An 11,549-nucleotide genomic window follows, 5' to 3' on the forward strand; every position below is an offset into this window, starting at 1 on the left:
GGCGGGGTGCTCCTCCCCCGGCCCGGACCACACCGGGTGCTCACGGGTCTCGGTACTCCCGGGCGGGCCCGGGAGCCCGGGCGCCGGGCCACCGTCTGACGTCCGACCGGCCGGGCGCCGGGCCACCCTCGTACGCCCGACCGGTCGGACGTACGCACCCGTTGGTCCCGGCGGGCATCGGGCGATCCCGTTCGGCACACGAACGCGCTCCGGTCGGCACCCCGGCCACCGGTCGCGCCGCCTCCCCTCACGGCAGGACTTCACGCGTAGGCCACGAGGGGCAGGCCGGGCGCGGGCGCCCGGAGGGCTCGCGCCACCGGGAACGCCGATATCGGTCTCGGCGTCAGGCGCGAGCGCCCGGAGGGCAGCCGCAGCTGGTCCGTCTGGCGAGGGAGACGGGGAGCATGAGGGACACCGGTTCACGGTCGCGGTCCTTGAGGCGCTGGACCAGGAGGCCGACCGCCTCCTCGCCGAGCCGCCGCATGGGCTGCCGTACGGTCGTCAGGGCCGGGCGGACGATCCGGCTCAGCGGAATGCCGTCGAAGCCCACCACGGCGATGTCCTCCGGCACCCGCACCCCGCGAGCCTCCAGCGCGCGCAGGGCGCCCACCGCCATCTGGTCATTGGCGAAGAGCATCCCCTCGGGGCACTCCCCACCCCGGTCGAGCAGGGCCTCGGCGGCCCGCGCCCCCTCCGCCTGGGTCATCATCAGGCCACGTACGGCCGGTGCGTCCGGGACCGGGAGCCCCGCCTCCCGGCAGGCCGCGCGGAAGCCCCCGAACCGGGCCTCGGCGTCCGGCGAGTCGGCCTCACCGCCGATGAAGGCGAGCCGGCGCAGCCCGTGGTCCTCGATCAGATGGCGGGCGAGTGCGCGTTCACCGTCGAAGTTCGCCACCTCGATGTGGTCGAGATGGTCGATCCCGCGCGGGCCCGCCAGCATCACCACGGGCAGCCGGCGCGAGATCACCTCCAGGTCCTCGGTGGGCACGGTCCGCGCGAGTACGGCGAACCCGTCGACCCGTCCGGCGACCTGTTCGACCAGGCTCTGCGGCCCGCCCTCCAGAGAGGCGGCGATGAGCAGGGCGTACCCGTGGCGGCGGGCGGCCCGTTCCATCCCCCGGATGATCTGGTCGGAGTAGAGCATCACCGCGGCGTCGTCGTCCTCGGCGTCCGCGCCGTCCGCCTCCGCGTCCGGATCCGCGTAGTCGGGGAAGCAGAGCCCGAGCACCCCGGTCGTCCGGCTGGCGAGCCCGCGGGCGCTCCCGCTCGGGAAGTACCCGAGGTCGCGCGCGGCCTCCAGAACACGGTCCCGCGTCTGGGCGCGGACGGAATCGGGGTTCCGGTAGACCCGCGAGACCGTCGCGATGGAGACGCCCGCCCGCTCGGCGACGTCGTACACAGTGGGGGCACTCACCCGGCGAACCGTCCGCTTCTTCTCTACTCGACCGTTTGCGCGGTCAATCGACCGTTTGCTCAGCTACTCAGCTGTTTGCGCATGCGTTGTGAAAGCGCATTCACCCTAGGTCGCCCGATCATCCCCGGCAAGACCCGCCAGTCCCCCGGGCATGCCCGTCACCCCCGGACTGACCTCGGTCTACTACTTTCAGCCACCCGCTCACGCCGGGAGAAAAGGATCAGCCCACCCCGGTGGCGAAGCCCGTTGATACCAGTGATACCGTCGATACCATGACCGACCCGAAGGCCATGAGTCTGCGTTTTCCCGATCCCGAGCAGCGGGCCGCCATCGCCGCCGCGGCCAAAGCCGCGGGAGTCAGCATGCAGGAGTACATCCTGTCGGCCGCCTATGAGCGTGCGACAGCCGTACAGGCGTCGTTCCTCCACCACTTCAAGGCGTCCCTCGCCCACAGCCATGAGGCGTTCGCCGCCCATGCGGGGAGCACGGACCCGACCTCCGACCAGCGCGCCGCCGAGCGGCAGGCCCGGCGTGCGCTCGATCCGGGCGATCGGGGCCGCGCCGCGTGACCGAACCGGCGGAGAGCCGGCCCGAGCCGCATCGGGTCGACGTATCGTTCCTGCTGCATGCCGCCGAAGTGCTGCCCGGTGATCCCCAGGTCGACGACTACGGCCCGCTGTACGCGGCGGTCGCCCGCATCTACGCCCGGGCCATGGACCGCGACATATACGGCTCGCAGCACCTCAAGGCGGCCGCACTGCTCCAGACGCTGTCGAAGCTCCCCTGCCTGGAGCACTCGAACGAGGCGTTCGCCTGGCACAGCACCGAGGCGTTCCTCGCCCTCGGCGGCCATCAGCTGGGGTACGCGCCGAAGGCGGCGGTGGTCCTGGTGCGGGACGCCGCCGCCGGGACACTCGGAGTCGCCCAGATCGCCCATCAGCTGCACGGCTGGACGGTCGGCTGACCACGTCGCCGCAGCCGTCACGGTGTGCCCGGCCGCGCGGCTGCGCACGCCTGCGAGGTGTCCTCAGACTCCGGGCAGGCTGAATACGCGTGCCCCCGGCCGGCGGGGGCGGAGCCATGAGGCGCGGGGGCGGTTCGGGCCGGGCCGCGCAGACCCGGGGGTCAGGGGCGCAGGGCCCTCTGACGAGCCGTCGGCAATGTGCTGTCCATTCACCCCTACCGCCCGGGGCGCCGCGGCATAGAGTGGGGCGCCCACGGCGGACGTGTCCGTCCCGGCGAGTGCCCGTCCCGGCCAGGGGCCGGATCGGCGCACCGGGCGGACGCAGCCGTACACCGGCGCACACCACGCGGCCATGGCTGGGGAGGCGACAGAAGCCTTGAGCAGGCAGGACTTTGCTTTCTGCGGAGCCGGATCCGCGGCCGTCTACTTACTGGCCGACGACGGCGGCAGCCTCGATCTGGCCGAAGCGGTCGAGGGGCAGGACACCACCCGTGCGCTGCCCGCCGCCTTCCCGCTCTCCGGCCGGTCCCCCGTCACCGACACCTTCCGCACGGGCCGGGCCCTGTGGCTCGGCTGCGCGGACCTCATCGAGTACGGATCGGACGACCCGGCCCGGGAACTGGACGTGGACCGTCCGGTCCTGGACACCGACCTGCGGGATCTGGTCAAGACCTGGTCGCCCGGGACCTCGATGGGCACGCTCCCCCTCGGCGGGCACGCCGGCCGACTGGGCTGTCTGGTCGTCGTGGGCGCACCCCCGGGAGGCTTCGACTCCGACTCCCGTCATCTGCTGGAGCTGTACGCGGACCAGGTGACCGCGCGCATCGAGGCGTCGGAACCCCGGCTGGCCCGGCAGCCCCGGTCGCGCCCGCCCCGGATGCCCGGGCTGGTCCCGCTGCGCAGCGGCGCCTTCACCCTGACGCCCGCCACGGGCGCCCTCAAGGCCGACGCGCAGGTCCTGGACCTGCTGGGGGTCGCGCCCGGTCATTTCGACGGGCGGGCGGAGACCCTGCTCGCCTGTGCCGTTCCGGACGATGTGCCCGCGCTGATGTCGGTCGTGGAGCCGGGCCGCGCGTCGTCCGTGGACCGTCAGCTCGCCTTCCGTATCCGCCGGTCCAACGGCGAGCTGCGCTGGCTCGGACTGCGCTGCCGGACCCTGCTGTCCCCCGACGGCACCCCCCAGCGGCTGCTCGGAGTCATCGCCGACGCCTCCTATCTGCGCCCCAGCGCCGACGACGTCTCCCGGGTGCAGCGGCTGTCGGCCCGGCTGGCGGGTGCGACGACCGTACGCGATGTCAGTGAGGTGGTCGTCGAGGCCCTGCGCGCTCCGCTGGACGCCAGCCGGGTCGCCGTGGCGGAACTGGCGGCCGACCGGCTCGTCGTCTCCGTGCTCGACCCGCCGGAGCCCGCTGCCTGGCCCGAGCTGTGGCGTTCCGAGTGGCGCTCCGAGTGGCCCGACGCGGCGAGCAGCTCCCTGCCCACGCTCCGCAGCGCGCTGCGCGAGGGCACGGTGACGGTGTGGCTGCCCGGCGCCGACCTCGAACCCGGCCTGGCCGAGATCGGTCCCGGCGGCCTCGCCGTACTGCCGCTGCTGGCGGACGGCCGGATGGTCGGCGCCTGTCTGGTCGGCTGGGACCAGGAGCACCGGTTCGGCCCCGAGGAGCGTTCCCTGCTGACCGCGATCGCGTCCCTGGTCGGCCAGGCCCTGATGCGCGCCCACGCGCTCGACGCCCGCCATGAACTGGCCCGGACGCTGCAGCGCAGCCTGCTGCCCCGGAAGCTGCCGGAACTCCCGGGCGGCAAGGCCGTCGCCCGCTATCTGCCCGCGACGGTGGGGCTCGAAGTGGGCGGCGACTGGTACGACGTGATCCCGCTGCCGGACAGCCATGTGGCGCTCGTCATCGGGGACGTCCAGGGGCACAGCGCAGAGGCGGCCACCATCATGGGCCAGATGCGCACGGCGATCAGGGCGTACGCGGTGGAGGGCCATCCGCCCGACGTGGTGGTCAGCCATGCGAACCGGCTGCTCATCGGCATGGAGACCGAGCTGTTCGCCACCTGCTGCTATGTCGATCTGGACATGGAGGAGGGGATCGCCCTCTTCGTCCGGGCGGGGCATCCGCAGCCCCTGGTGCGCCACCCCGACGGATCCACCGCGGAACTCACCGTCCAGGGCGGCCCGCCGCTCGGTGTGGTGACGGACGCGCAGTTCCCCATGACGGAGGCCGGGATCGTGCCCGGGACGGTGCTCACCCTGCTGACGGACGGTCTGGTCGAGTCGGCGAGCCTGCCGCTGGAGGACGGGATGCGCCGGCTGCGTTCCCTGCTCGGCGCGGCGGATCCGGCGGACACCGGGCGGACCGCCGATGAGCTGCTGGGGAATCTGGACCGCCGTGACGACGATGTGGCGGTGCTGCTGCTGCGGTACGACGGGATGGCGGCCCGGCCGGTGCGGGCGCGCTGGACCGTGTGGCGGCTGCCCGACGCCATTGTGCACGCCCGGCGCTTCACCGCTCGTACCCTGCGGTCCTGGGGTGCCGAGGACGCCATGGATGTCGCGCTGCTGATCGTCTCCGAGCTGGTGACCAATGCGATCGCCCATACGCACGGCCAGGTCCGGCTGGATCTGACGCTGGCCCAGGACCGGCTGCGGATAGCCGTGAACGACGCGTCGCCGCGTTCGCCCGCGCGACCGGCGGCCCTGGATCTGGACGCGACGGGGGGCCGGGGGCTGCTCATCGTGGAGGCGCTGTCGGCCGCCTGGGGGTCCGTGCCGTTCGCCGGGGGGAAGCAGGTGTGGGCGGAGGTCGGCCTGGCTCCCTGAGCGCGGTGCACCGCCCGGCGGGAATCCGGGGGTGGTACGTGGGCTACGGAGCGCCCTGTGCCGGGGGCCGGTGAGTGGCCCGGCGCGGCTCGTACCAGGTGTCACCGGCCGGCAGGCCCGCCAGGTTCCAGCTCCAGGAGACGGTCGGCACGATCCGGATATAGGTGCCGGGGCCGACCAGGCCGACCCGTTCGAACGGTTCCGCGGCCTCTCCGTAGATCCGCATGGAGCGGGCGATGAACGGGCTGAAGGACACCAGGTCGTCGATGACCAGGGCGACCTTCCGGTTTCCCGCCCGGACGTTGCGGAACTTCCGGGTCCCGGCGACCGACGGGCCCGAGCCGCCGACCCAGATGTACGTCCCGTCGTACTCGAAGGCCAGCGGGACGACATCGGGCTGACCGTCGGCGGACACGGTCGCCAGCCGGGCGAGCGGCTGTGACCCGAGATAGGCGATCTCTTCATCGGTGAACGTCATGGACTGTGTCCTTCCCCGCGCCGGGCCCGGTGCTCGCCGTCCCGGCGAACGCCCTCCGTACGGGCGCCGTCCGCGCGGACCCGCACGGCGGCCGGCGGACCGGACCGCGGCGGCTGGGAGGCCGCGAGCGAGGGCGGATTCCTGTGCCGGTGGCGGCGGGCGCGTTTGTAGACTGGGGCCATGCGCCGACGACATTGATCCACCGCGGCGGGCCGGACAGGCCCGGAGGACCGCAACGCCACGGACGGGCCGGACTGCCGGGGGCCACCGCCTGGGCGGATACCGCGCTGCCGTCGTCCGTCGCGATCCGAGAGTCCTCCCATGTCACTTCCCGGCACCGGTGTGCCCGTCTGCCCCACCGCGATCCGCCGCCAGGTCGGCGCACTGGAGCGCGGACTCCTGTTCCATATGGGTCTTGACGACCTGATTCTGCTCTACCCGGTGTACGCGCTGCTCTTCGCCGAGCACAGTCTGAGCACCGCCGACATCTCGTCCCTCTTCGTCATCTGGTCGGTGACGGGCCTGCTGGTCGAGGTCCCTTCGGGGGTCGTCGCCGATGTGGTGTCCCGGCGGCTGGTGATGGTCATCGGGCCGCTGCTCCAGGCCGTCGGGTTCGCGCTGTGGGTCGCGCTGCCGTCGTACGGAGTGTTCGCGCTGGGTTTTGTGCTCTGGGGCACCGGAGGTTCGCTGCGGTCCGGCGCGACGGAGGCGCTGGTGTACGAGGAACTCGACCGGCTGGGTGCCGCCGCGAGGTACCCGGCGCTGATGGGCCGGGCGGCGGCAGCGGGTACGGCCGCGACGGCACTCGCCACCGCCGCGGCGGGGCCGGTGTTCGCCTGGGGCGGCTACCGGGCGCTCGGGATCGCGAGTGTCGTGGCCTGTGTGCTGTGCGCGGTGGCGGCGGCGAGGCTGCCCGAGCACCGGGCGCGACGCGGTCGCGGGTCCGGGCAGGAGACACGGGAAGCGGAAGGCGCCGCGACGCTGCGGGCGGGGCTCGCCGAGGTGCGGGGCAGCGGGGCGGTGCGCCGCGCCCTGCTGCCGGCGGTGCTGCTCACCACGGTGTGGGGAGCGCTGGACGAGTACGTTCCGTTGCTGGCCGCCGAAACCGGGGCAACGACCCGGAACATTCCGTTCCTTGTCCTGGCCGTCTGGGTGGGGGTGACCGCCGGGGGGCTGCTGGCCTCCCGGGCCGAGCGGCTGGGCCCCCGGGCGACGGGTGCTCTGCTGGCGTCGGCGGGCCTGGCGATGGCGGCCGGTGCGCTCAGCGGCGGACCGGCCGGGTTTCTGCTGCTGGCACCGGCGTTCCTGGTGTTCCAATTGGCCGATGTGGTCGCCGACGCCCGGCTCCAGGCCGCCATCACCGGGCCGAGCCGGGCGACGGTCACCTCGTTCGCCGGATTCGGCACCAGTGTGTCGACGCTGCTGGTGTACGGGGCGTACGGCGCCGCCTCGGGCCGGCTGGACCACGGCCCGCTGTTCGCCCTGTTCGCCCTGCCGTACCTCGGTGTCGCCCTCACGATGGCGCTGTCCCGGCCCGGCAGGCCGGAAAAGGTGGGTCCGGAAGATCGCTGAGGGGCGGATTCCGGCCATCCGGCGACCACTTAGGCCCCTCCGGCCGCCTACTGTCCCGCTGTACAGTTGGCGCGACGTCCTGGGCGAGGGCGACCCGGCTGGGGGGCCGGGCCGCCCGCACCCTGTCACTGCCGGGGGGTGAGTGCGGGGGCCCGGGCGTCCACCGCCGCGTCGACGCCAGGCCGGGCGTCGGCGGCGGGCCGGTTTCCGCTCTCCCGCCTCGGAACCGTGTCCGCTCTCCCGCCGTCGCAGGGTGGCAACGGCACGGCGGCCGACGCGTTGTCCCCGCAGTCATCCACCCCACAAGCAGCGGCGCGGTGTCCGGCCGTTCCCGACATCCACGAGCACGGTGTGCTGGTGGAGGGCGCCACCGGGGCCGGTCCCGGGCCCGGGGTACGGGACCCGTGCCCCGAGTGTCCCGGCGGCTGACGGGCCGGTCGGACTACATGTCCAGCAGCGGGATGATCTGTTCCTCCTCGTACGTCAGATGGCGTTCGAGGGCGTCCGTGAGCCGTTCGACCTCGGGCAGGACCACCAGGGGTTCGGCGGCCGGAGTGGAGAGTGTCTGCCGCAGTTCCTCCATGAGGGAGGCGATCTTCCGGTGTTCCTCGCCCAGCCGGTCCAGTACCGGGGCGAGTTCGGGGTAGCGGCTGCCGAGTGCGGGGAACATCGCGGAGTCCTCGGCCGTGTGGTGGTGGTGCAGCCCCTGGCAGAGGGTCAGGCAGTTGATGCGCAGCTGGGCGCCCAGGCCGGGGCCCGACTCGGTGATCTCCTTGCGGATCAGCCGGAGTTCGCGCCGGAATCCGTCGTGGATCAGTTTGACCGCCTCGCCCATGGACTTCGCCGCGGGAATGTTCGGGGGTCCGGCGGGGATCTCCTGGAGGGCGATCACGGGAAGGACACGCGAGGTCCTGGCCTGGTAGTCGGCCCACCCCGAGTCGGCCTCGACCGCGCGGGCGAAGGCACGGTCCCGTTCGGCGCCGGTCAGGACCACGGCCCGGGCGTCGTAGGTGAAGACCCCGCTCTCGACGGTGACCTGCGGGTTGGCCACGAGATTGTGGTACCAGGCCGGGTGCCGGGGTGCTCCCGCGGCCGAGGCGATCACCAGAACCCGGCCGTCGGCGTCGGGGAGGTAGGCCACCGGGGTGGTGCGCCGGGTTCCGGAGCGGGCGCCGGTAGTGGTCAGCAGGAGCAGTCTGGCTCCCTCGAACGGACCGCCGACCTCACCCCCGTTGGCCCGGAACTCATCGATGATCTGCTGATGGTAATCGTTCGGCATTCTCTGCTTTCTGTGTCGGATGGTTGCCGTCGCGCCGGACACGCCACGGACGGTGTGCGGGCATGACGAGGAGCCGCGCGGGAAGTGGTGCGCGGCGGTCACGGGGACAGCGCGCGCCACGGCGGCGGAGCCGGCGGAAGCCGGCGGGAAGCGGGGTAGCCCGCGGATGCCGCGGGATGACGGTGCCGGAGGCGGCAGCGCCCGGGGCACCGCGGAACAGCGCGCGAAGTGCGCGTACACAAAGGGAAAGGCGGGGCTCGCGCCCGCCTCGGAGTCACTCCGAGGCCGGGAACCCTGCTCGCTTCTGGCCCAAGGCCGACCCGGCAGTCACAGCCAGGACCCTAGCCGTGGGAACGGCCCCGGGCAATGGTGTTTTCCGGGCATGATCTGCCCCCGCCCCGCCCGATGTGCCGTGCCGTGCCGCGCGACGGGGCGTCCCTGACCGGACCGGAACCGACCGCACCACACCACGCCGCACACCGCACCGCACCACACCCGACAGCAGTGCCCGATGTCACACGGAGGCGGCGGCGGGCGCCGGAACAACCCGGGCCGACCTGTGGTTGAGACAACTGCGGCTACGGAGGGGACAGTGTCCCCGGGCCCTACCCATCGCCCATGGGGAAGATCGTTCGGCTGAAGCCCCATGGAGCCCCTCGCCGAGAGGCGACCGCCCTCCGTATCCGCCCCCTCCGCGGCCCCGGCTGGTCTCCCCCCTCCAGCCGGGGCTCCCCCGTCCCTGCGGCCGGTCCGGCCCCTAAACAGGCGGCCAGTCGTCCACCCCGCCACCACGCCATTCGACCAGTTCCCCGTCGAAGAGGTCGATCACCTCGTCATCGGCACCGAGCCCCCTGCGCAACAGTCCGGCCAACTCGCCCCGGCCGTGCGCGAGACCGGCGAACTGACCGTGGATGGTCACTCTCCGCCCTCCCCCGGGCGACGGAGGGTGAACGATGACCGGTGGGTGTGCGGGCATGCCTCCACCGTGCCCCCGGACGCCCCCGGACGCATCCCCGGCGCGGTCGCGGACAACCACGGGAACCGCATTTCGTCGCACTGACGATAATAGGTTGCCCACCATCGTCCAAGTGACGAAAAAAGGGGGGCCACTATGGCCGACATCATCAAGCGCTTCGGCCGGCGTCATCTTCGTCCCGCACCCACGACCCCTGTGCGCCACCACCGGCGCACTCGGCTCGTCCACGACGGCCCTGGACTCAGCTTCCGGTTCCAGCCGCTCCGGCGTGCGTCCGGCGGGCCCGGGATCCCCCAGGGGCGCGTTCAGACAATCCGGCACCCGAGGACGGCACCATGGCCCGCGGGCACCGGGGCATCCGAACCCGGGACATCCGAACCCGGGACATCCGACCCGGACCCGGATACGAGGAACCGGCATACGAGGACCCTCGCCGCGCGCACAGCCCTACGGCCGAAACGCCCCGCCGTCAAGGTGTACAGACCAGCCACTCACTCCAAGTGGGCAAAAGCTGGCGATCTACCACAAATCTCCAAGCATCGAGGCACCCGACCGACGTCCGGCGGCCATCTCCGCGCCCACGGCGGGCCACCGCCGGACAGTTCGCGCCGACCGGGCGGGATATGCGACCGCCAAGCTCCGGGGCGGGCCCGAGACACCGCGCCGGACGGGATGCGTGAGGCGTCATCACCACCCCACCCGTCACGGTCCGTTCGAATTCGATCACATCCTGAGCAGCCGAAACGGTGAGTAGGGTTCCAGTTCAATCCTCCGGCACCTCATATGATTCACTCCGGCCGAGCTGACTCCGACGTCAGTTGACTGCACATCAGCAAACGCCCGAGCCGTGACACCGCACCCGCCCGGCACACACGCGCCGGCCACCCCGGCAAACCCCCACCATCACCCGCACCCGCTGGACGCGCGTAGCGGGGCCGAAAGGTGATCTTGCCGCCGAAGCATCCGGAGCCCAGGATTCCTATCGCGCCACTTGACAGGCTCATGACCGAAAGATCGTTCGGTCGGCGAGTCGGCGCGACTCAGGGACCGTCACCCAGCGGATCCCGGAATCCCCCCACGGAGGACTCAGTGAAGTTCAACCGTTCCCCCCACGGCCGTGTCAGCGGGCGCGCGCGGCTGCTCGCCGTCGCGGCAGGTCTGGTGACCGTCTCCGCGCTCGCCGCGCCCACCGCCGTCGCCGGGTCCGGCGACGGCGGCCGGGCCACCACGGCACAGCTCGCGCAGGCGAGCGACGCGGTGCTCGGCACGGATATCGCCGGCACCGCCTGGTACACCGACAAGGCGACGGGCAAACTCGTCGTCACCGCCGACCAGAGCGTCTCCGCCAAGGAGATCGCACAGATCGAGAAGGCCGCGGGCGAGCAGTCCGGCTCGCTGGAGATCAAGCGGGTTCCCGGCACCTTCAGCAAGCTCATCGCGGGCGGCCAGGCCATCTACGCGGGCGGCGGGCGGTGTTCGCTGGGCTTCAACGTCCGCAGCGGAAGCACGTACTACGCGCTCACCGCAGGCCACTGCACCAATATCGGCAGCACCTGGTACACCAACGCGTCCAACTCCACCCGGCTGGGCACCAGGACCGGTTCCAGCTTCCCCAACAACGACTACGGCATCATCCGTCACTCCACAGCCTCGGCCGCGGACGGCCGGGTCTCCCTCTACAACGGCTCGTACCGGGACATCACCTCGGCCGGGAACGCCAGAGTCGGCCAGTCCGTGCAGCGCAGCGGCAGCACCACCGGTCTGCGCGGCGGCACGGTCACCGGTCTCAACGCCACCGTCAACTACGGCGGCGGAGACATCGTCTACGGCATGATCCAGACCAATGTCTGCGCCGAGCCGGGAGACAGCGGCGGTGCGCTGTTCGCCGGTTCCACCGCGCTCGGGCTGACCTCCGGCGGCAGCGGCAACTGCTCATCGGGCGGCACGACGTTCTTCCAGCCCGTCACCGAGGCGCTGAGCGCCTATGGCGTGAGCGTCTTCTGACGCCACACGGCAGAAGAGTCCGGTGGTCCCCCGTCGAC

The 11,549-nt window shown here is 72.4% G+C and carries 9 protein-coding genes; 5 read left to right on the forward strand and 4 right to left on the reverse strand.

Annotated elements, in window-relative coordinates; translation table 11 throughout:
- Positions 1-343: 343 nt before the first annotated feature.
- Complete coding sequence (locus tag ACWF94_RS20075; RefSeq protein WP_453489823.1) at positions 344-1,414, reverse strand: LacI family DNA-binding transcriptional regulator; 1,071 nt, start codon at positions 1,412-1,414, stop codon at positions 344-346.
- A gap of 272 nt (positions 1,415-1,686) precedes the next feature.
- On the opposite strand from ACWF94_RS20075, the gene ACWF94_RS20080 reads away from it, so the two are divergent.
- The 3 genes from ACWF94_RS20080 (at position 1,687) to ACWF94_RS20090 (ending at position 5,202) form a co-directional block, all read left to right on the forward strand.
- Entirely contained in the window at positions 1,687-1,983 is a 297-nt protein-coding gene (locus ACWF94_RS20080; RefSeq protein ID WP_453489826.1) for a type II toxin -antitoxin system TacA 1-like antitoxin, read from the forward strand.
- Entirely contained in the window at positions 1,980-2,378 is a 399-nt protein-coding gene (locus ACWF94_RS20085) for a fic family toxin-antitoxin system, toxin component (RefSeq protein WP_453489829.1), read from the forward strand. Before ACWF94_RS20080 ends, ACWF94_RS20085 begins: the two co-directional genes overlap by 4 nt.
- A gap of 376 nt (positions 2,379-2,754) precedes the next feature.
- Positions 2,755-5,202 (forward strand): SpoIIE family protein phosphatase, encoded by a 2,448-nt coding sequence (locus ACWF94_RS20090; RefSeq protein WP_453489832.1) that lies wholly within the window; start codon positions 2,755-2,757, stop codon positions 5,200-5,202.
- A gap of 43 nt (positions 5,203-5,245) precedes the next feature.
- Here the strand turns inward: ACWF94_RS20090 and ACWF94_RS20095 are convergent, their stop codons facing one another.
- Complete coding sequence (locus ACWF94_RS20095) at positions 5,246-5,680, reverse strand: PPOX class F420-dependent oxidoreductase (RefSeq protein ID WP_453489835.1); 435 nt, start codon at positions 5,678-5,680, stop codon at positions 5,246-5,248.
- 321 nt (positions 5,681-6,001) lie between these two features.
- Here ACWF94_RS20095 and ACWF94_RS20100 point away from each other — a divergent pair, with 321 nt between their 5' ends.
- Positions 6,002-7,252, forward strand: coding sequence for an MFS transporter (locus ACWF94_RS20100; RefSeq protein WP_453489838.1), 1,251 nt, complete (start codon positions 6,002-6,004; stop codon positions 7,250-7,252).
- Positions 7,253-7,694: 442 nt separating this feature from the next.
- On the opposite strand, the gene ACWF94_RS20105 is transcribed toward ACWF94_RS20100, so the two are convergent.
- Entirely contained in the window at positions 7,695-8,531 is an 837-nt protein-coding gene (locus ACWF94_RS20105; RefSeq protein ID WP_453489841.1) for a nitroreductase/quinone reductase family protein, read from the reverse strand.
- 757 nt (positions 8,532-9,288) lie between these two features.
- Positions 9,289-9,507, reverse strand: a complete 219-nt coding sequence (locus ACWF94_RS20110) for a hypothetical protein (protein ID WP_453489844.1) — start codon at positions 9,505-9,507, stop codon at positions 9,289-9,291.
- Positions 9,508-10,596: 1,089 nt separating this feature from the next.
- Between ACWF94_RS20110 and ACWF94_RS20115 the strand changes: the two genes are divergently transcribed.
- Positions 10,597-11,511 carry a S1 family peptidase gene (locus ACWF94_RS20115; protein ID WP_453489847.1) on the forward strand — a complete coding sequence of 305 codons (915 nt, stop codon included), beginning with the start codon at positions 10,597-10,599 and terminating at the stop codon, positions 11,509-11,511.
- The last annotated feature ends 38 nt before the right edge of the window (positions 11,512-11,549 follow it).

Source organism: Streptomyces sp. NPDC055078 (assembly GCF_053607985.1).